General features: G+C 66.2%; 17 protein-coding genes. 10 read left to right on the top strand and 7 right to left on the bottom strand.

All coding sequences use genetic code 11. From position 1 onward, the window contains the following. On the bottom strand, window positions 1–230 hold a 230-nt coding region (locus tag H291_RS34400), incomplete at its 3' end, for a hypothetical protein (RefSeq protein WP_232215964.1). Between H291_RS34400 and H291_RS0102185 the strand changes: the two genes are divergently transcribed. The 4 genes from H291_RS0102185 to drmC all read left to right on the top strand — a co-directional run bounded on the left by H291_RS0102185 (window position 223) and on the right by drmC (window position 8,252). Continuing rightward, the gene (locus H291_RS0102185) at window positions 223–1,554 is read left to right on the top strand and encodes a recombinase family protein (protein WP_020013339.1); all 1,332 of its coding nucleotides are present in this window, start codon (window positions 223–225) and stop codon (window positions 1,552–1,554) included. The genes H291_RS34400 and H291_RS0102185 overlap by 8 nt on opposite strands. Before the next feature lie 149 nt (window positions 1,555–1,703). Beyond that, window positions 1,704–5,447, top strand: a complete 3,744-nt coding sequence (gene drmA, locus H291_RS0102190) for a DISARM system helicase DrmA (RefSeq protein ID WP_051109363.1) — start codon at window positions 1,704–1,706, stop codon at window positions 5,445–5,447. Continuing rightward, a complete protein-coding gene (gene drmB, locus H291_RS0102195) occupies window positions 5,444–7,516 on the top strand; it encodes a DUF1998 domain-containing protein (protein ID WP_026365306.1) in 2,073 nt (690 codons plus the stop codon). Before drmA ends, drmB begins: the two co-directional genes overlap by 4 nt. Window positions 7,517–7,526: 10 nt before the next feature. Continuing rightward, window positions 7,527–8,252: a DISARM system phospholipase D-like protein DrmC gene (gene drmC, locus H291_RS0102200; protein ID WP_026365307.1), complete on the top strand. Its 726-nt coding sequence runs from the start codon at window positions 7,527–7,529 to the stop codon at window positions 8,250–8,252. Between the two features lie 3 nt (window positions 8,253–8,255). Here drmC and H291_RS0102205 read toward each other — a convergent pair whose 3' ends face one another. The 3 genes from H291_RS0102205 to H291_RS0102215 all read right to left on the bottom strand — a co-directional run bounded on the left by H291_RS0102205 (window position 8,256) and on the right by H291_RS0102215 (window position 12,581). Continuing rightward, window positions 8,256–10,478, bottom strand: a complete 2,223-nt coding sequence (locus H291_RS0102205; RefSeq protein ID WP_026365308.1) for a 3'-5' exonuclease — start codon at window positions 10,476–10,478, stop codon at window positions 8,256–8,258. A 73-nt stretch (window positions 10,479–10,551) separates the two neighbouring features. After that, window positions 10,552–11,157 carry a DUF4276 family protein gene (locus H291_RS0102210; RefSeq protein ID WP_026365309.1) on the bottom strand — a complete coding sequence of 202 codons (606 nt, stop codon included), beginning with the start codon at window positions 11,155–11,157 and terminating at the stop codon, window positions 10,552–10,554. A gap of 11 nt (window positions 11,158–11,168) precedes the next feature. Next, on the bottom strand, window positions 11,169–12,581 hold the full coding sequence (locus H291_RS0102215) for an AAA family ATPase (protein ID WP_026365310.1): 1,413 nt from the start codon (window positions 12,579–12,581) through the stop codon (window positions 11,169–11,171). Between the two features lie 789 nt (window positions 12,582–13,370). Here H291_RS0102215 and H291_RS0102220 point away from each other — a divergent pair. The 4 genes from H291_RS0102220 (at window position 13,371) to H291_RS0102235 (ending at window position 17,959) form a co-directional block, all read left to right on the top strand. Continuing rightward, on the top strand, window positions 13,371–14,726 hold the full coding sequence (locus H291_RS0102220) for a hypothetical protein (protein WP_020013346.1): 1,356 nt from the start codon (window positions 13,371–13,373) through the stop codon (window positions 14,724–14,726). Window positions 14,727–14,869: 143 nt separating this feature from the next. Then, window positions 14,870–15,538, top strand: a complete 669-nt coding sequence (locus H291_RS0102225; protein ID WP_020013347.1) for a hypothetical protein — start codon at window positions 14,870–14,872, stop codon at window positions 15,536–15,538. An 87-nt stretch (window positions 15,539–15,625) separates the two neighbouring features. Beyond that, on the top strand, window positions 15,626–17,212 hold the full coding sequence (locus H291_RS0102230; protein WP_232215965.1) for a hypothetical protein: 1,587 nt from the start codon (window positions 15,626–15,628) through the stop codon (window positions 17,210–17,212). A gap of 9 nt (window positions 17,213–17,221) precedes the next feature. Beyond that, a complete protein-coding gene (locus H291_RS0102235) occupies window positions 17,222–17,959 on the top strand; it encodes a hypothetical protein (RefSeq protein ID WP_157236669.1) in 738 nt (245 codons plus the stop codon). 138 nt (window positions 17,960–18,097) lie between these two features. Here the strand turns inward: H291_RS0102235 and H291_RS0102240 are convergent, their stop codons facing one another. Further along, entirely contained in the window at window positions 18,098–19,996 is a 1,899-nt protein-coding gene (locus tag H291_RS0102240; protein WP_020013350.1) for a hypothetical protein, read from the bottom strand. Window positions 19,997–20,211: 215 nt separating this feature from the next. Next, window positions 20,212–20,937 (bottom strand): hypothetical protein, encoded by a 726-nt coding sequence (locus H291_RS0102245; protein WP_020013351.1) that lies wholly within the window; start codon window positions 20,935–20,937, stop codon window positions 20,212–20,214. Between the two features lie 508 nt (window positions 20,938–21,445). Between H291_RS0102245 and H291_RS0102250 the strand changes: the two genes are divergently transcribed. Next, entirely contained in the window at window positions 21,446–21,676 is a 231-nt protein-coding gene (locus tag H291_RS0102250) for a hypothetical protein (protein WP_020013352.1), read from the top strand. A gap of 315 nt (window positions 21,677–21,991) precedes the next feature. On the opposite strand, the gene H291_RS33610 is transcribed toward H291_RS0102250, so the two are convergent. Then, window positions 21,992–22,861 carry a hypothetical protein gene (locus tag H291_RS33610; RefSeq protein ID WP_157236670.1) on the bottom strand — a complete coding sequence of 290 codons (870 nt, stop codon included), beginning with the start codon at window positions 22,859–22,861 and terminating at the stop codon, window positions 21,992–21,994. A gap of 1,235 nt (window positions 22,862–24,096) precedes the next feature. On the opposite strand from H291_RS33610, the gene H291_RS0102265 reads away from it, so the two are divergent. Then, entirely contained in the window at window positions 24,097–25,701 is a 1,605-nt protein-coding gene (locus H291_RS0102265) for a molybdopterin-dependent oxidoreductase (RefSeq protein WP_020013355.1), read from the top strand. The last annotated feature ends 75 nt before the right edge of the window (window positions 25,702–25,776 follow it).

Genomic DNA, 25,776 nt, shown 5'->3' on the forward strand with positions numbered 1-25,776 from the left:
GTGCCCCACACTGCGGCGTACTCCAGGTTCGCCGATTGCGCCGGCCACGGCCGTGACTGCACCGCCCGCGTGATCGTGAATCCGCCTGCGACCATCGCGTCCAGACCGACCTCGCGAGTGTCGCCCTGTGCCACCGTGTTCGTGGCGATCAGGCCGACCATCCCCTTCGCTGACAGGAGCGAGGTCGCAATACGTCGTCGCAGGTCAGGCACCCTGTCGTGGGTGAACATCAACCAAGTCCGTCGCTGCGTCCTCTATGCCCGCCTCAGCGTGACCAAGGAGGAATCTGTCTCGATCGCGCGCCAGCTCGAATCCGGCCGCAAGTACGCAGAAGCCCGCGGATGGGAAGTCGTCGGCGAGTTCATCGACGACGGCGTCTCCGCGACAGTGAACCGTCCAGAGGACCGCAAGGGCTGGGCCGCGCTTCTGGCGGCCGGGAAGTTCGATGCCGTCGTGATCTGGAAGGTCGACCGCCTCGCCCGTCGCGTTCTCGACTTCCTTCATGCTGACGAGGCACTCCAGACTCGGGGCGCTGGCCTAGTGGCGGTCGAGGATCCCATCGACATGACGAGTCCGCAGGGCCGGGCCTTCGCGGTGATGCTCGCCGTCTTCGGCGAGATGGAAGCCGAGGGCATCCGGGCGCGAGTCCGCGCGGCTCGCGCCCACCTCATCAAGGACGGTCGCTTCGTCGGAGGCGGCATTCCTTACGGATACCGATCGACCGAGAACCCCGACGGTCCTGGGCGGGTGTTGGAGAAGGACCCGGAGCGGATCGGCTGGCTCGGAGAGGCGGTGCGACTCGCGCAGCACGGTGAGACTGTCAACGCGATCGCAACATGGCTTACTGCCCAGGAGGCGCCGCTCCCGGTGAGACGCAAGGCTCGCCTCGACCCGGAGAATCGCGCGTGGAATCGCCAGACCGTCGAGCAGCTCTTGCGGAACCCGATCCTGGCCGGGATGACGCCACACAACCCCGGCCGGGCGAAGAGCGACAAGCGGGCAGACCCATTCGCGGTTGTCCGCGACGAGCATGGTGCCCCAGTCATCGACGAGTCCCTCGCCCTCCTTACGTACGAGGAGTTCGAGCAACTACAGCACTCTCTGGACTCGCGCGACAGCCCCCAGGCTCGTAAGCGCTCTGAGCGCAAACCGACGAGCGCGTTCCTGTCGCGGGCCGTGCTCTGCGATGACTGCGACGTCTTTCTCTACCGAGGCACAAACCAGAAGCAGCCCGTTCTGTACTGCCCGCGGTGCCGTCAGACCATCGGACGCTCTCGCCTCGATTCGCACCTCGTTGACCGACTTCTGGCCGAACGTGGTGATGAGCCCCGTGCTGGATCGACTGTTCGGGAGCGCTGGGACGCGGCGGGCGCAAATGAACTGATCCGCCGCGAGATCCTTCTGTCGCAGACCGCGACACTGCGTGTGCGGCGTGGCGTGATCGGGCGTTACTTCGACAGCGAACGTGTGCTGTTGGAGTGGTTGCCATCAGCGTTGTCTGTCGAAAAATCGGAGCGGCCGGATGACGCGCTTGTCGTCGTGATGAGCGCGTGATCCGAGAGCCGCGGGCCGTTCAGGGTCATGGACTACCGCGCTTCGGGGTGATCCCGCTGTCTCATGTCGCTTTCAGCAGGTTCGTGCCAGTGCTTCCCGCTACGGTGGTACCCGTCCCTGACCAGGCCATCTACAGGAGGCGACCCTTCATGTCCGAGCTGGCTGAGGTGCCGTCGGGTAAGACGCCACCACCCGCTCGTCGGGAGTACGAACTCTCACACGTTCCGAGCGGCGAGTGGACCTCCTGGGACGTCCGGGAGAACTTCTCAGACATCTTGGAGCGTGAGCTGCTAGGTCCCGGCCACGGTGACGACGAACGGCTGGATGCCCCGCCGGATGTGCTGTACCTGGTAGGGCGAATCGCGCCCGCAAAGCTGCTCGGCAAGGGCGTGGTCCGCAACGCCGACGGCGAGGACGGCGACGCGGACGTCGTCGAGGCCGAGGAAGCGGACCTCGGGCGGGGCGTGCCGGTGGGGACCGTCGAGGAAGCATCGTCGTCGGACGACGACGGCGTCGAGGACGCGCCAGTGCGCAAGGGGCTGATGATCCCGGCGTCGATGGGGCTGCGCTTCCAGGTGCCGACGGACCTAGCGGCGGTGACGGTGCGGGCCGAGTGGGGCTCCTACAAGGTCGAAACGACCGACGAAATGGACCGTTCCGGCCGGCCGGTGCGGAAGTACGCCCGCACGCAGCACGTGCACTCGATAGAGCTCGACCTGCGGTCTCTCACGCACGGGACGACGAAGGACCTGTCACTCGAGGAAGCGGTCATCGTCCGGGTGGACGTCATGGACGACGTCGTCGGCTCCGCGAGCCGTCGCATCGTCGAACTGGCGCTGTGCAACGACCGGGTCTCGCCGCGACGTATCCCTACCGACATGTGGATGTACCAGACCCGCCTACACGTCGATGCGGGCGGGCAGGCGGTCTTCCTGCCGGTGTCCGACATACTCGACGACCCAGTGGCCCTGGATCCCGACGACGCGGAGTTGCGGCGGCTGCAGCTGCAGTACCGGGATCGACTGCAGTTCGCCGTCGGCAGGACCTGTTCGGCGGACTGGACCGTCGCTACTGGTGCCCGTCGTGCGACCCAGGTGCGGACGACGTGGCTGCCGGTCTCAGAGACCCCGCAGACACATGCGCGGGAGATATCCGGGGCTCTGCTCGACATGGTCGCGCTATCGACAGCCTCGGCCGAGACCCTGGAGGCCGGGCTGCGCCCCGTGGTCACGGGTTATCGCGCCTGGCTCGACGAGCAGGAATCGACCGCGGAAACCCTGCCGGAGCATCTGCGGGAGGTCGCCGCGGACACGATCCAGGACGCTCGCAAGGTCGCCACTCAGCTGGGGCGCGGTCTGGACTTTCTACTGAGCGACGATGAGGCACTACGGTGCTTCCGGTTCATGAACAGAGTCATGGCCGATCAGCGCATGCAGTCACAGGTCGCTGCGCTGCGGACGACAAGACCGGACCTCTCGCTTGCAGAGGCTCGTGCCGAGGTGGAGGAGAGAGGCCCGAGCGCGCACTCGTGGCGTACGTTCCAGCTCGCCTTCGTCCTCATGCAGATCGAGGCGCTGGCCGTGCCCGGCCTGGTGCGGCGTTCTTCGGACGGTGCTCGTGCGGAGCTCCTGTTCTTCCCGACCGGCGGCGGCAAGACCGAGGCGTACCTGGGCTTGGCGGCATTCACCTTCGCTATCCGACGGCGCCAAGGCGTCGTCGGTTCGGTCGACGGCGACCTGGACGGGAGCGACGGCGTCGCAGTCCTGATGCGCTACACACTGCGCTTGCTGACAGCCCAGCAGTTCCAGCGTGCCACCGCGTTGGTGTGTGCGGCGGAGGTCGCACGTCAGGAGGACCCGGAGGCATGGGGGACGACGCCGTTCCGGATCGGCCTGTGGGTCGGGACGTCGGTGTCGCCGAAGCGGTACCAGGAGGCGGAGGAACAGCTCAAGAAGGCAGCCGAGCTCAACTCAAAGTATGGCCTGACGGTACTGCAGCTCCAGCGCTGCCCGTGGTGCGGCACCCCGATCGAGGGGGCAAAGCACGTCAAAGGCGATCCGGTCACGGCCCGAATCCTCGTGTACTGCGGCGACCGGTTCGGCGATTGCCCGTTCTCGATGCGTGACGGCGGGGAGGGCCTGCCGGTCCTGACGGTGGATGAGGAGATCTACCGGCTCACGCCGTCGTTCGTCATCGCGACCGTCGACAAGTTCGCACGCCTGGCTCGCGAGGGCGAGGCTGCCGCGCTGTTCGGATATGTCGGTCGGCGGTGCGACCGGCACGGGTACGTCCACGAGGACTACGACGGCTGCTCGGTCGCGACCGGGGGCACGCACCCGAGCAACGGTGCCTACGGCGCGGCGCGGGTCCGGAAGACTGGCCGGCTTCGGCCGCCGGATCTGATCATCCAGGACGAGCTGCACCTGATCACCGGGGCGCTCGGCACGGCCGTCGGCGCGTTCGAGATGGCGATCGACGTGCTTGCCACCTGGGACCAGGTCGACGGGACCCCAGTCCGGCCGCTCGTCGTCGCCTCTACGGCGACCGTCCGCAACGCGGTCGATCAAGTCAAGGCGTTGTACGGGCGCAGGGTCACGATGTTCCCGCCGCAAGTCCTCGACGTCGCCGACACGTTCTTTTCTCGCGAGGTGCCCGTCACCCTGCAGACACCAGGGCGCCGCTACGTTGGGGTGAGCACCACCGGAGTGCGTCTGACTGCGGCGGAGATCGTCGTCTCGTCCAACCTGCTGTCAGTCGGACAGCTCATGATGGACCGCGCCGGGAAGCCCGCGGACCCGTACATGACGCTCGTCGGCTACTTCAACGCGACCCGTGAGCTGGCCGGCATGGCCCGCTACGTCGCCGACGACGTGCAGACAGCGATCAGCCGGCCCCGGCGTGGGAAGTATTTCCCGTTCCGTTACGGCACCGTTGGCGCGTTGAACGTCGCCGAACTGACCTCCCGCATCGCCTCGACCGAGATCAGCGGGAACCTCGACCAGATGGCCGTCGGGTTCGACCCGGAATTCGACAGCACCGCCAGCCGGGTTGCATGGCGTGCGTTGACCGATGCCGAGAAGAAGACTCGGTCGCGCGAGGTGCTGCCGTTCGACGTGGTGCTCGCTACCTCGATGCTGCAGGTCGGCGTCGACGTTTCCCGGCTCGGACTGATGCTGATGGTCGGGCAGCCGAAGAACACCGCCGAGTACATCCAGGCATCCTCCCGTGTTGGCCGCGAGGCCCGTTGGCCCGGCCTCGTGGTGACGCTCGGAAACTGGGCCCGTCCGCGAGACCTGGCGCACTTCGAGCAGTTCCGGTACTACCACGAGACTTTCTACGCGCAGGTGGAGCCGCTGTCCGTCACGCCCTACTCGCTGACCTCATTGGAACGGTCGCTCGACGGCGTACTCGTCTCCGCTGCCCGCGTCCTCGATGCGCCGCGCGGTGAGGAGGGATTGTCGCCAGAGCGGAACGCTGGGTGGATCGAGGACGCGGCGGACCGTATCGAGGCTCTCGCTGAGCGGCTCGTCGCGCGAGCGACGGTTGCCGCGGGCGAGGAAGCTGCGCATGAGGTATCCGAGCTGCTGAACAACCGGATCGGGAAGTGGAAGGCACGCCGCAAGATTGTCGCCGTGGACCAGCACAGGCTCGTCTACGAGAAGGTGGGCGACGGTTCCAAGTTCGCTGCGCTCCTCCGGTCCGCGGAGAACCGCAGCACTGGTGAGGGTGTGAGTCACGTGCCGTTCGTGGTGGCGAATTCGATGCGTGAGGTGCAGCCGGAGATCAACCTCCTGGTGACCCCGATGAAGGAGAAGCTCATGGCGCGCGAGCTGTACGACGCACCGTCCTGGGGTGCTTCCGAGACCACGGCTGTGGACGGAGGCGACCGATGACTGAGGTGACGCAACAAAGAACGCTGCCGCCAAACCCGGTGGATGACGGCCTCGACCCCCTGGGCGACCTGGACGCGATCGACGCGCAGAAGGCGACGAAGAATCGGGCGAAGGTCGGCTCGGCTCGGCCGTCGTCGTTGCTGTACACGTACGGGCCTGGCGCGATCATGGACCTGCCGCACTTCACGGTCATGCCCGCTGGGCTCGACGACTGGGAGAAAGTCTGGGCTCGGCGTCCCTCCGTGCCCACGATCCATGCGCCGCGTCTGCTCGACGCCGTGCGGCGCTTCCCTGGCCACTGGAACGTCGGCGAGCTGCGGCCGTTCCCGTGGGCGCCTAAGCAGACCCAGTTCTCCAAAGAGACGGACGACCTCGGCGTGCCCGCTCGTGTCTTCCCCCAGTGGCTGCGCTGCCCCGGCTGCGATCTGCTCGGGCCGCTAACACGGTTCGACTACGTCAACACGAACCCGTTCCGGCCCGACCGCGCCCGCTTCGAGCACGCTGGATGTCCGAAAGCACCCAAGGGCCGTAAGGTCGGCATCCAGGCAGTTCCCGCGCGCTACCTGCTGGCCTGCCCAGATGGGCACCTCGACGAATTCCCCTACGACTGGTGGGTCCACGAGGGCGGCTACTGTCCGACGCCCGGCGTCACCAGCGCAACCCTCAAGATGACCGAACGCGCCGGAGGCAAGGGTGCCTCCGCGACCGTGCACTGCGCACCGTGCGGGGCGTCGCGGCCCATGAACCAGGCCCAGGGTGAGGTCGGGCGAGCGAAGCTCCCCGCCTGCCGTGCCAGGCACCCGCACCTGGGAATGTTCGACCCGCGCGGTTGCACCGCCGAGACGCGCCTCATGCTGCTCGGCGCGTCGAACCTGTGGTTTGCTGCGACCCAGTCCATCGTCGTCATGCCTGAGGCGGAGAAGGCCGTGCCCTCGACGCTTGGGTTCCAGCTCCTGGAAGCCGTTGGCGCCAAGCGCCTCGAGAAGTACGGCGATGACTTGGCCCGCTACCGCGACTACCTCGACGAGGAGGACTCGCCGCTCGCGGCCTGGAGCGACGAACAGCTCGCCGCGGCGATCACGCAGGCGCATGAGCCTGAACCCACAGCCGAAGAACAGCTCGTGGCGCTGGGGGAGTGGGACCCGATCGATCTGCTCGTGCCCGAGTGGAACTATCTCCAGATAGATCCCATCGGGCCTCGGCACGAGGGTGATGCGCTCAGCGGGCTGGCACTCACGAAGCAGCCCGTCCACGCGAACCTGTCCAGTCGTGGTGTGTCCCGGGTCCTTTCCGTGGACCGGCTGCGGAAGGTCAACGCCGTCGTCGGATTTACCCGCATCGATGAGATGGAACGCGCCAACGACATGCCCGCCCGCATCGTCCCACTCACCCGTTCCGGACGCCCGACCTGGACCGTCGCCACTTTGGACAAGGGCGAGGGCGTCTATCTGCAGCTCGACGAGGGCCGCGTGACAGCCTGGGAGCAGCGCGTGCTGGACGCACGCTCCTGGCGTGCCGATGCCGTCGATCTGTGGGAGGCCCATCGGGAGTCCCACGAGCGCAACTTTGCGAACCGGTACTCCGACACCGCCGTCGGTGACGCCGAAGGCCGCTTCAAGCCACCGCGCTACTGGCTGCTGCACACGCTCTCACACGTACTCATCCGAGAGATGGCGATGTACTCGGGATACTCCGCTGCTTCGCTCTCCGAGCGCGTCTACGCATGGGACGAGACCGACGACCGCCCGCCGGCGGCTGGGCTCATGATCATCACCACGGCCTCGGACTCCGACGGGACGCTCGGCGGGCTCGTGCAGCTGTCCAAGCCGGAGAAGCTGAAGCGTGTCCTGGAGCGAGCGTTGACGCGAGCTCGGCGATGCTCGTCGGACCCGGTCTGCGGGCAGCGAGTCCCGAAGGAACCCGAGGACTTCCTGCATGGGGCCGCCTGCCACACATGCGCGATGGCGTCGGAGACCTCGTGCGAGCGGGCCAACCGGTTCCTCGACCGCCGGTTCCTTGTCAACCTTCCCGGGTTCATGGGGTACGGGTTCTTCGAGCAGAGTGCCTGACCGCGTCTCCGTGACAGCGAACGAGGAAGAAGCGGTGACCCGGCTCGGGGCGCTGCTGACCGGGACCGAGGCCCGGCTCGCTGCCCAAGCACTCGGTGAGGGGGAGTCCGTGTCCTCGGCGTTCGGCATCGTCGAAGCCGGACGTCGCGCGGAGGCCCTCGAGCTCGTCGCCGCCGCAGGGTTGCGTGCCCGGCGAGACGTCCTCATCACTGTGCTGCGCGGCATCGAGGGCGCGCGATTCCGTGCCACGAGAGTGGACACGCTGTGGACCATGCCCGCACACCTCGCCGGGAGCGGAGGCCTCACGTCGTCACTCGTCGAGCTCGTCGACAGGGCACGCGAGTCGATCGTGTGCTCGACGTTCAACTTCCAACGCACGTCAGGGATGTGGGTTGCGCTGCGACAGGTTGCCTTACGGCCAGAAACGAGCGTGCGCATCTACCTCGACTCGGCCGCTGCCGCTGGCGGTCGGGCGGCGTCTCCTGAGGATGTTGCCGTGCAGTTGGCACCAGCTGTCGTGCTGGCGACCGGGACCTTCGATGGCAAGCCGGTCCGCAACCATGCGAAGTTCGTGTCGATCGACCACCGGTGGGTTGTGATCACCAGCGCGAACTTCTCCTGGAGCGCCGAGTACGGAAACGTCGAGCTAGGCGTCGTCATCGACGACCCGAACCTGGCCGACCGGATCGAGCGGGAGATGCGCGATGCCGAGGACATCGTCTACAAGCATGCTTGACACCTACTCTGCATCGGGCAAGAGCGAACTCTTCGGACCGTCCCACACGATCGCCAGCTGGTCCCGTGCGCGAGTCGCCGCCACGTACAGCACAGACCTCTCCTGCTGCACCCGCTCCTTGCGTTCCTCCGCAGGCACCTTGTTCATGCCCGCTGGCACCACGTCTGCGGAGATACCGAACAGCAGCACCCGGCGGAACTCCATGCCCTTGGCGCGGTGCATGGTCATCACCGGAACGTTGCCCTTGCCCAGAGTCGAGCTGGTCCCAACGTACTTCGCCGGGATTCCGCGCTCTCGGAGGTCGTCGGCCAGTATCTTTCCTTCGTTACGGTTTCGGACGAGCACCGCGAGGTCCGACGCGTCGTCTACCTTCGTTCGCCAGCCTGTCAGGATGCGGGCGGTCGCGGCATAGGCCTCATCCATCTGTGCGAAGCCGTGTTCCTCAGGCGGCGGGCCGATCCGGGACGAGCGGTAGCCGAGGGAAGAAGTGGCGTCGTTCTCCATGTCGACCAGAGATTCTCCACCTAGGACGCTTACCGCGTACCGGAGGGTCTGCGCCGTCGTTCGGTAGTTCAGGGTCAGCCTGCGTGACCGGCCGGCCAGCCGGATGCCCAGGCGGGCGGGAACGACGCGAGGGCTGTAGATCCGCTGCTGAGAGTCTTCGGCGATGAAGAAGTCGTTGCCGCCCGGCGCCACGAGCGCGCGGAGGAACAGCAGGTGGGCGGGAGTAAGGTCCTGCGCCTCGTCGACCAGCACATGGTCGGCGAACCGAGGTTGTCCTGCGGCAGCCATCGCGTCAAGCGCCGTGGCAACGACGAGCGAGCACTCGTCGAACCCGATCTTTCCGCCGTGCGCGAGGCGGGCGCGGTAGTCCTCGATCACGTCCCACACGGCGGATCGCTGCACCCTGTTCAGCGCTACGCCCCGGCCAGGCCGGCCAGCTTGTAGGTACTCGGCACGGTTGGTGATCCGTCCAGCAAGCACGACCTGGCCGTACTCTCCGGACAGGAACGCAGCAGTGCGGAGTGACTCGGGCAGTTCCCAGCCGGCGGCACTGAGCGCAGCCCGCCACGTGCGGTCCACCTCCGGGTCGAGATCGAGCCCATGCCGCTGCCCACCGATGACGTGGACGGCGCTGTCGATCGGGATTCCTCGTCGCGACGCATGGTTGAGCAGGTTGACGCTGATGGCGTCCACATTGCTCACGTACACGCCTGGTTCCCCAGGCTCCCTGGCGATCCGCACCCCGGGGTCCAGGATCGTCAACTGCCTGAGGAGCTCCTCGGCCAGTGTCCGGTTGAACGTCGTCAGGACGATCCGCGCCTCTGGATCTGCCGTGGCGAGCCATCGCGCGCGGTGGAGCAGCACGACGGTCTTGCCGGTACCGGCGCCGCCCGAGAGCCGGAAGGATCCTGTCATCGGCGACTCGGCGTACCGGCGCTGCTCCGGGTGAAGGAACACACGCCAGCGGCCGAAGTTGGGATCCTCGATGGCGTCCCGCAGTGCCTTGTCATCTCTGACATAGGCGAACTCCATTTGCGTGGCGGGGTGGTCGAGGGCACTCAGGACGCTCTCATCCGAGTTCGGATCGCCGGACGAGGGGCGCAGCTCATATCGGGCGCGCACCTCGCTGAGTGGTGTGCCTATGGCAAGGTCCAGGAGGACCTCGGCTTGCCATTTTGCACGGGCGGTATCCGTCAAGGCTGAGAACGCGTTCTCGTCGCTCTCGGCGATCGCCTGCTCTGCCAGGTCGTCCGTGATGCCGATCTCAAGGAGATCGGTGAGGGAGATACCGTGCTTCGTGAGCAGGGGCGATGCTGTGTCTTCTCGCGGCGGGGTGCGGTCATAGGTGGACGGGTACGGGCGAGAGACGGGCGCGGGCGCGGGCGCGGACGCCTCGATCAGCTCCAGGACGCCGCTTGCTGGGTTGACGCGTAGCGTTGCCTTCTTCGCGAATGTGATCGCGTCGTCGTGCGGGTACGTACCCAAGTAGACATAGTGAGCCTCGTAGCCACCCTGCGGTGCCAGCTTTACCAGGACGGCTCGCCAGAACTTGTCGACTCGTCCAGTCCGGACACGCGGGTCGACGGTCCCGGTGATGGGCTCGATGTGCAGTCCAGGGACTGTGTCGTCGGAGCGGAGCTTCTCCAGGAAGGTAAACACCTTGCCACTCACGCTCTTGTCGAGTGCAGGCCGCTGCGCTGGACCGAGAGTCACATGAGGCACGTTGGCAGACTACGTCGCCTTCGCCTGGAAATCGTCCGTTACGCGCCGCCGTTTGTGATGTTGAGCAGGGGATTCACCGGAGCAGAGCCCGAACAGCCCGCTCGGTTTCCTGCGCGAGCCGCTGGAACGAGGGAAGCTGCGCGACCGGACCGTCCAGGTCCAGGCGTTCGAGCAGGGCTCGCCGATGGTCGTTGAACCGATTCTTCGTCTGCTTTAGGCGTCGCCCAGTCGTCTCGCTTGCTCGGGAGCACGCTCGCATCAGGATGTCCTTCGAGCCCTTGGTGTCCTCGATCTGCCGGAAGAGAGGTACATCGAGGCTGACGCGACCTCGGCTGTTACCGACGACATCGCGGATCGCTTGTTCGTCAGTGAGGAGCCAGGCCTCGGTCATCTGCACCGGGACGACAGGAACGCCTCGAAGGCCATGCTGGGCGAATGCCGCATGGATCTCTTCAACACGAGGTGTTGGGTCCGAGGAGTCCGCGTCACGGTGGAGGAAGACCAGGTCGTACGACACATCGGACTTCATGAGGTCAGAGATCTTCTTCTCCGACGGGCCATGGGATGGCTGATGCAGGCCTTGTACTTCGTCGGCGCCGGCGCGCCGGACCAGTTCGCTGATGATCCCGACGAGCGGGATGTCGCTCGTGCCCTCCGCGAGAAGGACGAACGAGATCATGCGAAGCCCCATCAGACACCTGCCTCGTCGTTCGAGAGTAGGTCGACGACGAGCTGGTCGCCCTCTTGCGTGACGAGATAGGCCTGGACGTCGGCCCTGGTCAGAGCGACACGTGCGGGTGTGCTGCGCCAGGTGCCGCGCATCGAGTGGAGACGGACGGTTACGGCTGCACGGTTCGACCGGGTGATCGAGGTGTTGAACGCCAGCACCAGGTCCTCCGCGTTCTGCATGCTCACGAAGCGCGGGGAGTGAGTGTTGACAATGACCTGGCGCAAGGGGTTGGAGCGGTCCAGTGGCTCGTCGGGATCGACCGCGAGGCTGCGGACGAGGTCGACCATTGCGCGCATCCGTGCCGGGTGGATCCCGTTCTCGGGCTCCTCCATACAGATGACGCCGTTGAAGTCCGGGTCCTCGACCATGATGCAGAGCGCCAGAAACCGCAGCGTCCCGTCAGACAGGTTGCGGGCGGGAACCATCCGACCAGGCCCGATGCCGGCGTAGAGGGTGAGGAGTTCGCGTTTAGCATCGGAGTCGACGTCGATCTCGCGGACATCGGTCAGTCCGAGTGCGGCAGCCTTGACGCGCTCGTAGGCGGCACCGCCGTCGACCGCCGCCATGCGGCTCAACGCCGATGCCATGTGCGCGCCGTTCTCCGAGATCGTCGTCGGTGCCGTGACCTCGTCCGGCTGTCGCATCGCCGAGGGTTCGAGGGCCAGGAGGCTCCAGTGCCGCATTTCGTTGCGGGCGGCGAGGATCGTCGGCGCATCGATGGTCGTCGTCGTGCTCACAGCAGTGCGGGGTGCAAGGCGCGCAGGGGACTTCTGGGGCCGCCCGTCATGCCCCTCCGTGTGGACGAGCACGGCGACCTCACCGTCGTCCTCGTTGAGCGTGGAGATCAGTGTGGTGTGTCCCCCTTCGGCGGTGATTACGGCGTTGCGGAACGAATCCCGGCCACGGAGCCAGGCGATCCGATCGACAGCGCCGGTGGAGTCGATGCTGCTCAGGCTCTCGTGTAGGAGCCGGATCCCACCAGTGCGGCCGTGGGACTCGACTGCGGTTGGTACGTCCTCCAGCTCGAGCTCGTAGCGCAGGTATGTCGCCGTCGTTGTGCCCATGCGCCCGAAGTCGTCGGTGACTTCGCGCGGCACGATCATCTCGGCGGCAAGCCGCATAGTCCGGGGTTCGCCGGGCCGGGCGCCGTCCCAGAAGAGCAGCGAAAGGTCAGGCGGGCCACCATCAATGGCGCGCACTCGTGAGGCAGCCTCAATGAACGTCGTGTCCGCGAGCAGGGACAGGAAGCGGATCGCGTCAAAGATGTTCGACTTGCCGACCGCATTGGGCCCGGCGATGCAGGTGTAGGGACCGAAGTCCGCTTCGAATCCGAGCAGGTTCTTGAACCCGTCGATCTCCAGTCGGGTCAGCACCATTCGACCCTACCTGTGAACGGGTGTGGATCCCGCGATCTGGCAAGAGTCGGTGGACTCTCGGTGGCCGAAACGTGGGCTCGATCGCGGGTGAGGTGGGTTGTCGGGTCTTCGGAAGCCTCTATAAGGGAGAGGAGTTGTTTGTGCCCGCGACTCCCGAAGAGATCAAGGATCTGCGGGTGCCTCGTCCCGGTCTGTCCGCACGACGGCCATGAGACACGAGCACGTCAAGTCGCGTGCCCACTAGGTACCACCCCGATTGCCCTTCTCGGCGGCGGGTTGCCCCCGCGCGGAGACCGGCAGATGATCCGTGTTCGAGCCGCAAGCACGACCCTCCGGTCGTGGGCCAGTGTCCGCGGCCGCCTTCTGCATCTCGAGTCGGGCCTCACACACGATGGGGCGCCGAGGGCCGCACTGGATCCGCGACCTGGTCTTCGGAGAATCCCAGCCTTCGGTTCAAGCGAGGTGAATAGACTCGCCTACCGGGATCGCCCGGGTCCTGGACCAGGTGCGATCCGACCAGGCTTTGGCGCCGATCCGCTGTACCGCAGCCGTCGATCGCCTGGCGCAAGGGTTTCGAGGCCCGGTGATCAGGCTCGACAACGGGGCATTGAGCGCGGCTAGCCGCCAAACATCGCCGGTGCCGACGGCGACCCCATCGGCACTTTCGAGACGTCCCAGCGTGGTGGCTTCGGTGAGGCCAGCGGCCCATGGGCATTGTTCCGACGCCTCGTGGACATCGATTCTGAGCCGCTGGACCTCAGATTTTATATTGGGGATGATTCCCATATGGGTAAGAACCCCGCGCAGCTGAATCAGAAGCAGGTCGACGTCCTACGTTGGATCGACGACGGATGCCCCGACGGTGTCTACGTCGACGGCTATGAGCACCGGATTGTTGCCCGGGCGCTGCAGAACCGAGGTTTGGTGACGATCAGTGGCAGGGGACCGACCTGGAGTGCCCGTGTCACCAAAGCTGGCCGCCAGTGGCAGGCCGCGCCGCCTGCAGTGGTCCTGCCCGATGAGTCCGAGGCCGACCGGCTGATCGGCAGGGTCTTGGATGCGGGCGGTCGGCTGACGTTGCCCGAAGACCGAGAGGTCGAGTCAGCCCATGAGCGGCTTGTCCGCATGAGCCTCAAGTCGCCGGCGCGGCCCAGAGGCAAGCGGTTGGAGATGGTCTCGACCGGACACTGGGGCCAGGGGCCCAAAACGATCGAGTTTGTCGAGCACTTCGACGACCTGGTGGAGCCGCGGCCAGTGCCTATCCCCGAGGGGATCGGGAAGTACCACCCGGCGGTGAGGGCCTATGTGAGCAATAAGGAATGGCAATACGTCACCACGGAATACATCGGGCGGGCCGCTCGCATCTTGCAGGCCCTCGCCAACGAAGCTAGCAAGCGCGGGCTCGTCGCCACAGACCCAGGCTCTGCAGCGAAGGGCCTCCCAGATCATCAAGCCCGAGAAGCGAGAGCAGGACACCTCGCTCTGCGAACGCCCGCAGGTGTCTACAGCATTCAGGTCAAGGAGATCGCCGGCAAGGGAGGGCAGAAGACCGCCCGGCGCGGGTGGAACGAACGCAAGGTAGACCCTGCGTGGATCGAGAACCGGGGATGGGAGTTCATCAGCACTGGGAAGCTCGAACTTATTGTCCGCGGCCCTGGAAGCGCCTACGGAGGCGACCACTACCGCGACGCCAAGACGATCACGGTCGAGGATCGACTCCCTGAGCTGCTGCGCTCGTTCGAGGTCCACAAACTTCGCGCGGACTGGCAGGAGCAAGAGCGCAATCGCGAGAAGGCTGACAGGCGCCAGCGCTGGGAGCGCGCGATGGCCTTGGCCAAGGAAGAGTACTTTGCTCACGCGCGCTGGGAGCACTTCAAAGAGCGTTCACGAGAGTGGCAGGCGATCAATCAGCATCGAGGCTTCCTCAAATCGGCCAGAGCAGGCCTGGGACAGTACGAGGGCGAGGATCGAGACCTGATCGAACAACAATTGGATGAAGCCGAGCAGACGATCGACACTCTCGACTCCATCCGGCACCCTGCGCGCATCGTCCCGAATGTTCCGGAACCCAAGGCCGAGGACCTAAAGCCGTTCCTCCATGGATGGAGCGTCCACGGCCCGGACGGATCTCCCTGGGGGTGACGGCCGGAAATGGATGAATCTCGCTTGCGATGGGCTCGATCGTCGACCCGACGGCCTCCCCAGGCCTGGGGAGGCCTTTCTCACCCAGCGGTTCACCCGGGCCGCTGTTCCGCGCACTGGTGTGGCCGCGTAGCGTCCAGCCCATGACTGATGCCGGTGATGTCGATGCCGTCGAGAAGCTTGTGCGTGACCGGCTTGGGTCGACCTCATCTTGGGTTGAGCCGGATGGCTACCCCGACTCGCTGGCCCTGTGTGCCATCGACTCGATCTACTCGCTGCAGTCGCACTACACCGCAACGGTCCGCGTCTTGGACCGCTATCGCGCGTACCGGCGCGAACAGGACGCTGACCCGAACAAGGATGGAGCGCCCGAGCTGCTGGCCGCGATTCAGGAAGCCGACGGCCCGGCCGCGGCCGCGGACAGCCTCTTCGGTAATCGCGCGAAGGCGCCCGGTACGAAGCGACTTAAGTCGGAAGCTCTCGCCGACGCGGTGGCGAGGCTAGCTGGCATCGGCGTAGAGACCACGGCCCATCTCCGCTCCGCTGAAGCGTCGGAGGCGCGGCGCGCCTGGAGTGTCAAGGGACTCGGGCCCGTCTCGTGGGACTACCTCCTGATGCTCGCCGGCGCTCAAGGCGTCAAAGCGGACACCAAGGTCCGGCAGTTCGTCACGACTGCGGTTGGGGAGAGCTGCATTGTCTCGAAGGGCCGCGCGGAGCGTGCGGTGAAGGCTGCATCGGAACGTCTCGGATCGACGCAGCGCGCTCTCGACCACGCGATCTGGCAGTACCAGCGGACGGTCCAGAAGCTATGAGCATGCCGCGCCCCCATCCGGCAGATCAGCCGATGCAGGGCAAGACGACGTGATCTTCCACGAGGCTCCTTGCGGAGGGACTGACCTATGAGCGTTCTCTATCGAGCGGTGTGGTCGGACGCAGCAACGTCGAACCATGCGCTGGCTCTTGACCGCTTGCGAGCTTGCGTCGCTGCGTGGATCCAGGAGACGTCCGATCCCGTACCAATGGTTGACGGACACAGTAGGTTCGAGGTCTCTCAGGGGCGGCATCGGAAGGTATTCGCACGCTCGATCAACTCCGAGGCCTTCGAGGTCAGCGCAACTGATCAGGCGCTCGGAGACCCGACCGAGTGGGTGACCGTCATTCGCGTCGTTGCGGACGGTGAGCGAGTGCACACGTTCGTCGAGCTGAGCATGTCCTCCGACGACCTTGCCCGTCGGGTGGCCGTCGGCCGGCCGAGGATCGTGCATGAGTTGCTTGAGGCGGCCGGGAAGCCGGTGCTGGGCACGAGCGGCCTGCTGACCGGGCCGCTTGCGTTGCCGGCCAACGGAGTCACGATTCTTACCGACATGCTCGCCAACCCCGCTCGCAGCCTCCCGGTCATCGTCTGCGCCGAGCCGAACGGTGAGCACGACGGCGCATGGCTTCGTACTGCAGGCAAGATCGCCGCTCGCGCAGAAGGTATTGCAGTAGTCATCACCTTGGATGCGAAAGCGGTCGTGGCATTCAGGCGCGAGCTCGGACAGCTGGCGATCTGGGACGGTGGCATGCGCGTTTACGTACCCAGCGTCGTTGCCAGGGACTCAGAGGGCTGGCGGCACCGCTACTACGTGCGCTCACGGTTCGAGGAATCTGTTTCGTCGGTGATCGATCGGATCGTCTATTCAGTCGCCCAGCTCTCCACCCGCCGTCGGGTTCCCGCTGTCTTCCGGGTGTTCGGCGAGCAGAGCGGCCTGCCGGTAGATGCGCTGGACGGGATGATCCCGGCAGGTGAGCTGACCGAGGCGCGCGATCAGTGGGAGTTCGACCTTGAGGTCGCGCGCGATGAGCAGAGCTCGTTGGAGCGCGAGCTCGCCGGCGCGAACGGCCACTTGGCCCGCCTCAAGGACGCGCTGATCGCTCAAGGTTTGGCCGACTTGCTGTGGGGCACCCTGCACGAGGATCCGGACTCGATACCGGACGAAGTGCAGGTCACCTCGGAGGCGGTGCTGGCCGCACAGATGTATCTGTCGGACTGGCTCTCGCTGCCCGACTCCGCCGTTCGTGAGCTCGAGGACATCGACACCGCTCCCGAGGCGTACAACTGGGGCAACAAGACCTGGCGCGGGCTGCGAGCCCTTGCCGCCTATGCCGAGGACCGTGCCAACGGCTGGGACAAAGGTGGCTTCTGGGAATGGTGCGCTTCGGGCCCCTTGCTCGGATGGCCAGCCACCAGCAAGAAGTTGTCGATGGTCGAGAGCGAGACGGTCCGCAACAACGACAAGCTCAGCTGGACGCGCGTCTTCGAGATCGACCGAGCGGTTCAATCGTCAGGTGAGATCACGATGCTCGCACACCTGAAGATATCCGAAGGCGGCGGGAACCTCGCCCCTCGCGTGTACTTCTACGACGACACCGGCGGCTCCACCAAGCAGATGCACGTCGGTCTCGTCGGGCCGCACTACCTCGTACCGAACAAGTCAACGAACTAGGAGGTAGTGATGGCCGAGATCCGCGGGAAGTTCGTCTACGACGATGCATTGCGGCCGGGGGAGGCGGCGGGTGGAGGACTGAGCCAGCTGCTCTTCGACGGCAGCGGGAAGCTCGCGGACCACGCTGTCTTCATCCCCGAGGCCAGCGACTATGCGTACGACGAGTACGTCGTGGGATCAAACGACGACGGCTTGTCCCCGGAGGAGGTCGGCGAGGCGATCGGCGTCGTCATCGGGATTGCGGTCGTCGTGGTCGCCGGCGCAGTGCGAGCCGCGCCACACGTCAAACGCTGGTGGCACTCCAGCGTCGCACTGCGGCTCCAGAGGTTCAGCCGAACCAAGCAGATGCGAGTGGGGGAACCGCTCGCGCTGACGGCCGCGCCAGCTGACTTCCACCGCGCCGTCGAAGACGCGATTGACCTGTCCGGCGAGAGAATGAGCCGGGCCGAAGCGGACAAGCGCCTTGCCGCGACACTCGCCGCCGCAGCCTTCATCGCCGATCAGGTCAAAACTTTGGCAGATGCCCGCGACGATGCGGATCTCGCTGAGCTGCATCGCGCGATGGAGAAACTGATGACTCAAGAGGTTACTGATCGCCTGAACCAGGCGCTCGAGACGGGGGCCTTGGTGCTCGATGAAAGGACCTCGAACGGGTTCATGGGGGTGTTCGGCGGGGGACGGACGGCCGACGGCCGCTACGTACCTATCCGGAACGAGCGAATCAGGAGCGTGCTCCGACTCGCTTGAGGAGAAGGATCCCTCCCTAGACCCGCAAGGTGGAACCTCCCAGGCACTCGCGCTCGGAGACGCCTGCGTCACATCACCCGACCTCCACGCCTACCCGCGCGATCCAGTGGTGGCCCGGTTCTGGCGCGTCGACGGGGTTCAGGATGACGGCTGCGTGGCGAGCCACTGCCGCCAGTAGGCGGCGGCGTCCTGACCGGACTGCATCGCGATGACATCCGGGGACCGCCAGGCAAGGAAGTCACGCGCTTCGGCTTGCTGGACATAGGCCTCGATGCCGAGCCGGAGCGCGCCGCTACTGAGAAAGGTCGCGTACTCACGTACAGACTTGACGATCTCGAAGCTGGTCGGGTTGCCATGCACGAGTCCATTGCGCACCCGCCGTCGTCGGGCCTCGAGTACTGCGCCGTCTGCGCTGTACTGCTTGATGAGCTCGCCGTAGATGGCAGCGTCGCTCACGCTTCGCAGCATCCGAGCGATCCACGGACGTTCGGACTCGATCTGGCAGACGGAAAGCAGGTCCTCAGCGTGGTCGGCGATGAACAGAGGCCGGGGCTTGGAGAGGCCAACGGAGTACCAGGCACCGAGCAGGCTCCCTTGCCTGTCGTCGCCGCCGAAGGTGCACAGATGGACGGCGAGCTCGAGATCGGATAGCCATCGGGCGTGGGGCCAGAGCTGACCCAGCAGTTCGAATGCCTCGTCCGGTCCGATCCCTGCGTGGGCGGCGACGTGCTGAACTACCCGGTCGGCGAGCGGCACCACGCTCCTGATGTCGGCGTCGGACGGGGTATGCATCGCCATGTCGCGACTGAAGGGATGATCGGCAGCGGCCTGAACCTCGATCGCGGCGGCGAGGAACCGGGGGAGCGCTTCGCGGCTGAGCGCGTCCGCGATTCGGGGACCATGGTGATGCACCGCTTCAAACATTATGCTTGCCCCGTAGGTGTCATCGGTGAATCCCGTCGCATCCGGGTTCACCGTGAAGCTCGACGAGACGCGGCGGCCAGAGCGCAGGACGGCATGCTGGGTGAGGCGCGGGCGGATCCCGCCATGGTTGTGGATTGCGACGCTCAGGATCGTGTCAACGATGTTGGCAGCCTTTACAGCGGCGTCGAGCGTAGTGGTCTGCCCGAGGTCCACGCGCACTAAGAGGTCCACATCCCACCTCTTGCCGTTCTCTTCGCGTACCTGGAAGGCGAAGCCGTGCTGCACGAGCTGCCACAGCTCGGCCTTGTGCTCGAAGTCCTGGCCGGCAGGCCCGGCGTTCGGGACGGTCCAGTGCGCGTCCATGAACGTGACCCGGCCAGCGTCGAGGCGCGGAGCCGGGCGGCCTCCCCGGTAGCCGAGCCACACGACGACGGGCTCGACCGGCACGGGGGCGCACACCATGGCGCGCGCCTGCGCGAGTCGGTCTTCGGCCGGGAGCTCGACGTGGGTGAGTGGGTCATCCTCGGACACCGAACCGAGAGCAATCAGAGAGGCCAGGGTACTGAACAGGCCGTCCGCGTCCTGGCCGCGGCGTTGCAGCTGGTCAAAAAGCAGATCGGCGACCGGCCTGTGCTGCCCGCCCGCCAGAGTCCGATTGTGGGCTACGGCGACCAGGTCGTCCCAGCTCGCTACCGTCGCCTCCTCCGAATCAAGCACGGTCAGGAGTTCGCTGGCAGCCTCGGCGATGTCGGCCCACGCCGCGTCGGTACGTGTACCTGGTGGTTGGGCAAGGACGCTCTTTGGGCCGGTGGTCAGTCGCGTGAAGGCAGCGTCGAACCGGGCCAGTGGCACGGCGACGGCTGCACGGACCGATGAACCCAGAGCGTTGGTGGACTGGTCGAGATCGAGTCGGAACGAGTTCCGGTTCGGTGCCGGCTTCCATGCGTCCACGCCGCTTGCCAGGTCGACCCACGTGGCGATCTCGTCCACGACGACCGTCAGCGGTAGCACGCTGGTGGCCCCGTAGCGACGATCGAATGAGGACGCCAGCGACTTGAGCCAGACGGGAGTGTCGACCGTCGAGTAATCGCCATTGTTGGCACCGGGTGTCATCGGCGCTATCTCCGATCGTTGAGTTGTTGTTAATCGTGCGGCGGTGGCTTCCATCAGTCTGTGACACGCTCTTGCTGACCTCGATACCGTCGTGATGGAGCAACTCGGTTCGGACTGGCAGAGCGTCACTTGCGCGGGTGGGAGCGCGGGCCCCGCTGCGGATGAAGGCGCGACAGTTGTCCGTCGCGTCGGTCTGGGCAGTGGCGTTGACGGAGTCAGTCGGCGTCGCCGGACGCGATCCGGTCACGCAGGATCTGGACGTAGTCCGGGCGGAGTACGCGGGAGGCGCTTGGGCGCTTGCCTGTCTTGATGTCGCGTACATACTTGGCCAGATGCGCGGGGTTCTTGCCGGACCAGCCATGCGCGAGGGCCCAGCCCTGCATCGTGTCGGCGTCCATGGGCAGCCCGGCGTCGTGCAGAGCCAGCAGGGCGCTGACAACGTGGTCCTTCTCGTAGCCGGCTGCAATCGTGTTGTTGTGGTTCACCGTGACGGTCAGCCCTTTCAACGCTTCCAGCACGACAGGGTCGATGTCGGAGGACTGGTGCTGCCAGTCCGAGCCGTCTCCAAGGATCTGCGGGTTGGTGACGGTGACCCATGGGCGGATTCGGTCGGGGACCCATGTGATCACGCACAGCGCGGTGATGCCGTAACCGTGCTGGACCAGCTTGCCGATGTCGTCCATATCTGGCCAGGCCATGAGGACGGGCCCGCGGCCGGTCGGTGTCCCGCCGCCGCGGCCGGTGATGTGCTTGACGTTGCGGTTGCGCTGGACGAACCGGTCGAGCTCGGCGCTGTTGGCGAGGTTGGACTTCAATGACGTCCACACCGAGATCGTGTGGCCGTCCCGGAGGTGTTCGATGCACCAGTTCATCGCGGCGTTCACGCCGCTGTCGTCATAGCTGGCTACGGCTGTGGGGTAGTCGACGTTCCGGTCGAACATGGCGCTCCATCGGTGATCTAGATCGTTGAGCCCACGTTAGCCGGGGTCACCGACACTCATCGGAGCGGAGCGGTCTCCCGGAACGCACCGGTGATGGCGCACATTCGTCAGCAGGCCACGGTGTCGTATGCAGGCTGGTCTGGTCCGTGGGGTGGGACGCGAACCGGACGTGGGCTGCGACCCGACTTGTTCAGCTTCTTCGCGCGCTGCTCGCACCTCAGGCGCTGGTAGAGGATGCCCCCGCCCTGCGTGAACCAGCGAAGGTTGCTGAGGGGCGCCGACTGTCGGTACCGATCGCGTCCTGGGACCATGATCGTCGAACAAGCCTTCGCGAAAGCCTTCTTTCAGAAAACTTCAAAACCCGAACCAGCGCCCCGGGATTATTCGACGACGCGCAGGTGTTAGACCAGTCACATCAGCGGTAGCCTGCGTCGCCCGGCTGCCCTTGCGACAACTGAATACTTCTGAGCTGGTCAGCACGCGAGGGTTTAACTCCCTCGTTCCAGTGGTGCTTATCGCGCTCGCCTTCTTCGCCATCGTCCAGAAGTCAACCAACATGACCTCGTCCGCGATCAACAAGAAGGAGGACGACATGGGTGATAACCCTGCGTACAGCCGTAAGCAACGCATGTTCCGCGCCGCACGAGAGATCGTGCACTACGTGCTCTGGGCAACCGGAGCAGTCGGCGTTGAGGTGGCGGGCGCCGTGCTGGCACCACCTACGAAGACCCTCCGGTAACGACGCCGGAGGGTCTTCGCGTTCCTGGCTGGCAGAGCGCAGCAACGTCGAGTCGACTTTCAGAACAGGGCGTGAACCAGTCGCCGACATCCTGTTGTGGAGCCTCAACCCAGTCAGGTAGGAGGTCGACTCGGAAGTGCTCAGGCGGCTGGGCTGCACTGCCGGCCCTTGGAAGAAGCAGTCGCCGACACTTGGGCCGGCTACCAGATTCGACCTCCGGTCTCGCACCCGCGACATGCCTATCAATCAGCGGAGTACCAATCGTCGTCGACTCCTGTGGCGTCATCGCCGAGCACGGTAGGGACCGACCGGGCTTCAACGGCCCGTACCGGCCGCGGACGGACCTGGGTCGGCGTCGGTCTGCTCCTTGAGGAGATAGTCCAAGACGTGTGAGCCGAGATCTGTGGCCTTCCAGTGCATCTTCAGATCTCGAGTCTTGAACTCGGGCTGCGGTGGCCGGGCGGACTTTGAGTTGGCAGCCTTGCGGACGTCCTTCTGGTACTGCTCGAGCACCTTCTTGATGTCTTGCTCAGTTACGGCCAAACCGTGTCGTTGCAGGGTCCCAAGCAGGCTCGGGACTGAACCATGAAAACCGGGCCGGGCGACGTCGAGGTCGTGCTCCGTCCAGCGAGTGCGGATCGGGCCTCCACTTGGCGTGCGCCGATCGGGGTCGACGCGCGTCGGCGGTTCCCAGCGCCCGTCGAAGTAGCCGGAGCCCGGGTAGTAGTTCACGAGGAGGTCCAGTACCGCAATATGTGGTGTCTCGAGGTCGTCGATGGCGCGGAGGATGAGATGTGTTTCGTCGATTCGCGCATCATCGTCGGCCAGGATCCCGTCAGACAATGCCCGTCCAAGCCCTCTGATCTTGTCCTTGTTCCGAGTTCTGGATCCGGCAGAGAACGCTATGCCTCCGAGAAGGCGGCTAGTCTCGTCTCGGCTGATGCGGTCCGCAAACTCTTCAGGTGTCAGACCGCTGTGAACACTTGCTGCAACGAGGACCTCCTCGGTCGATGCACGCGAGTCGGAAGCGAGCTCGTCCCAGACCCGCAGCATGATCGGCTCGAGAAATGGCCCTGCTGCTGCACCCACCATGGCACCGGCGGGCCCCGCGATGGCGGTCCCTACCAGCGCTCCGACCGCAGCTGCCGATGCCTTCGCGGCCGTGTCTTTCGAACCCTCCGACATTCTTAAAGAGTACGGCCAGACGCCGCGTTCCCCCGGTGACGCTGCGAGCCAGTTGCAGGCTCAGTTCGAGCTCGACGGCTGTGAGCAGAGCGTGGTGCTGCAACGCAGCAGCGACAAACTGGTCGATGCGTTCGTCGAGGGCGCGAGCCTCACCGTGGCCGCGCCGCTCCCCGCGGTGAGTTCTTGGCGCTCCCGGTCGAAGCGGCTGGTGAGCTCGTGGCGACGTTCGCCGATCTGTGCGTGTCCTACACGGTGCGCAGAGCCCAGGGCCTACGCGACGTTTTCCTAACCACCTTGTAGAGAGGCCAGGTCGAGGTGGTGCCGCCTCATAGGACGGAAGTGAGACGCTGGCCGAGGCGATCAGCGGAGCGATGCCCATTCGGCAAGGTCGCGCACAACCGTATCGATCCGGCCGGAGTTTGGGCGGAAGGAACACCTGGCGCTAGTTCGGGCTCCCGAGTGCGAGATGAGCGAGCGCGTTCTCGCGGACTCGTGCTACTCGATAGCCAGCGGATATCTCGTAGGCGATGCCAGCACGGTGCCTGACACCGCTCAACTGCCCCGGTTGCCCAGAGAGTGTGCTGGAGAGCTCTGGATCGCCGTCCGCGCGGATACATAGGGGCCGATGCGGCAGGACAGGGCAGCTTCCACGGTTCACACCGTGGAAGCGACGAGGTCCGGACCGATCTGCCAGAGGATGATCCGGATTCGGGCATCGCGATCGACGGTTGGGATCCCCGCCGTGCGGGAGCCGTGTCGATCGAGAAGTGGACGGGTAACCTCGACTGCGAGCAGGCGAGAGTCCTGCCTCGCGAATCACGACCAATCCGTCGAGGTCCCAACGGCTCCCACCAGCGGGAGCGGCACACCGGCCCGATTCCCCCACAGTTCCCCCAAGGCGCCAAGCCCAACGGTGAACCACGAGGTCAGGGCCACATGACACGCTTCAACGTCTGAGCATCACCTGAGTTTCGGCCTGGTCCTCTGCCCAGGCCGGATGCCGGCCGACCTGCGCTCCGCGACGTTGCGTCCATTCGCCCTGCCCCATCCTGATCGTCCATCGCTCCGAACCCTCTAGGTCCTGCTCAGGCGGCAGCCCGCCGCCAGCACCAAGGAGGATCGGTCATGCGTATGTCAGGAATCGCTCTCTTCGCTGCCACAGCGGCCCTGGTGGGCCTGCCAGGGGTAGCCGCGCCAGCCGGTGCGGTGGAGAGCAACGAGCTCACGCCAAGCGCATGACACGGGCAGCTGAGAGCCCCGCGGCGCCTTCGGTCGAGCGCTCTTCGGGCGGCGCGGCCTGGGCCGCCCTCGCGGGCGTGCTCGCCGGAGGTGCCGGGCTGGCCGTCGCGGAGCTCGTGGCCGCGGTCGTCGCACCCGGTGCCAGCACGCTGTTCGCGGGCGGCGCCGCCGTGGTCGACGCCGTGCCCCCAGGGCTCAAGGACGTTGCCGTGGAGTGGTTCGGCACCAACGACAAGGCCGTGCTGCTCGCCTCGATGGGTCTGGTGCTGGCCCTGGGGGCGGCTCTCGCGGGCTGGCTGGAGCTGCGCCGCCCGCCGGCGGGCTCGGTGCTGATGGGAGCCGTCGGCGTCGTCGGGGTCGTGGTCGCGTTGCTGCGCCCGAGCGCGACTCCGTTGTGGGCACTGCCCAGCGCCATCGGGCTGGGCGTCGCGGTGCTCCTGCTGCGTGCCGCCGTGGCACGGCTGCGGCCTGTGCCGGGGCGGAGCGAGGCCTCCGCGGACGGGACAGCGGCCGAGACTCCGGGCGGCGCCGTGAACCGGCGTGGCTTCCTGGCCGTATCGGGCATCACCGTGGGTGTCGCGGTGCTCGCGCTGGCCGGCTCGCGGGTGCTGTCGATGGGCTCGACCGCGATCAGCGCCGTGCGGGAGAAGCTCCGCCTGCCCGCTGCGCGCACGCCCGCGCCGGCGGTGCCCGCCGGGGCTGACCTGAAGCTCGACGACCTGGCGCCGTACGTCACCCCGAACGCGGACTTCTACCGGATCGACACCGCGCTGATCGTGCCGCAGGTGAACCCGCAGGACTGGTCGCTGGAGGTCCGTGGTCTGGTGGACGAACCGTTCACGCTCACCTGGGACGAGCTCATGGAGCTGCCGATGGAGGAGCACTACGTCACTCTCTCGTGCGTGAGCAACGCCGTGGGCGGCGACCTGGTCGGCAACGCGCTGTGGCTCGGCTACCCGGTCCGCGCGCTGCTGGAGCGCGCCAAGCCGCAGGTCGGCGCCGACATGGTGCTCTCCCGCAGCGACGACGGGTTCAGCGCCGGCACGCCGCTGGACGTGCTCCAGGACCCGGACCGCGAGTGCCTGCTCGCGATCGGCATGAACGGCGAGCCGCTGCCCTTGGAGCACGGTTTCCCCGCACGGCTGGTGGTGCCGGGCCTGTACGGGTACGTCTCGGCCACCAAGTGGGTCACCTCGCTGGAAGTGACCACGTTCGACGCCGACGAGGGTTACTGGACGCCGCGCGGCTGGGACGCACTGGGGCCCATCAAGATCGGGTCGCGCATCGACGTGCCGCGCTTGTCCGCACCCCCGTCCGCCGGCGCCGTCACCGTCGCGGGCGTCGCCTGGGCGCAGCACACCGGCATCAGCAAGGTCGAGGTCCAGGCCGACGGCGGGGACTGGGTCACCGCCGAGCTCGCCGAGACGGTGGGGCGGGACACCTGGCGCCAGTGGCACACGTCGATCGATCTGGAGGCCGGCTATCACAGCCTCGCGGTGCGCGCGACGGACTCGGACGGACAGGTCCAGACCGAGACCAAGGCTCCGCCGGCTCCCAACGGCGCGTCGGGCTGGCAGACCGTCTCGATCACCGTGCAGTGACCTGACCTGGTCGGGTCGTGGCCCGCGATCGGTACGCGTGCCCCACAGGCAGTCCTTGACCGTGCTCCAGGGGCA

The organism is Promicromonospora sukumoe 327MFSha3.1 (assembly GCF_000385135.1).
Lineage (GTDB): Bacteria > Actinomycetota > Actinomycetes > Actinomycetales > Cellulomonadaceae > Promicromonospora > Promicromonospora sukumoe_B.

Excerpts from the sequence above, each read along its gene's own strand:
- drmA (WP_051109363.1), top strand. The coding sequence starts at position 1,704 with ATGTCCGAGCTGGCTGAGGTGCCGTCGGGTAAGACGCCACCACCCGCT.
- drmB (WP_026365306.1), top strand. The coding sequence starts at position 5,444 with ATGACTGAGGTGACGCAACAAAGAACGCTGCCGCCAAACCCGGTGGAT.
- H291_RS0102210 (WP_026365309.1), bottom strand. The coding sequence starts at position 11,157 with ATGATCTCGTTCGTCCTTCTCGCGGAGGGCACGAGCGACATCCCGCTC.
- H291_RS0102220 (WP_020013346.1), top strand. The coding sequence starts at position 13,371 with ATGGGTAAGAACCCCGCGCAGCTGAATCAGAAGCAGGTCGACGTCCTA.
- H291_RS0102225 (WP_020013347.1), top strand. The coding sequence starts at position 14,870 with ATGACTGATGCCGGTGATGTCGATGCCGTCGAGAAGCTTGTGCGTGAC.
- H291_RS0102230 (WP_232215965.1), top strand. The coding sequence starts at position 15,626 with ATGAGCGTTCTCTATCGAGCGGTGTGGTCGGACGCAGCAACGTCGAAC.
- H291_RS0102235 (WP_157236669.1), top strand. The coding sequence starts at position 17,222 with ATGGCCGAGATCCGCGGGAAGTTCGTCTACGACGATGCATTGCGGCCG.
- H291_RS0102240 (WP_020013350.1), bottom strand. The coding sequence starts at position 19,996 with ATGACACCCGGTGCCAACAATGGCGATTACTCGACGGTCGACACTCCC.
- H291_RS0102245 (WP_020013351.1), bottom strand. The coding sequence starts at position 20,937 with ATGTTCGACCGGAACGTCGACTACCCCACAGCCGTAGCCAGCTATGAC.
- H291_RS33610 (WP_157236670.1), bottom strand. The coding sequence starts at position 22,861 with ATGTCGGAGGGTTCGAAAGACACGGCCGCGAAGGCATCGGCAGCTGCG.
- H291_RS0102265 (WP_020013355.1), top strand. The coding sequence starts at position 24,097 with ATGACACGGGCAGCTGAGAGCCCCGCGGCGCCTTCGGTCGAGCGCTCT.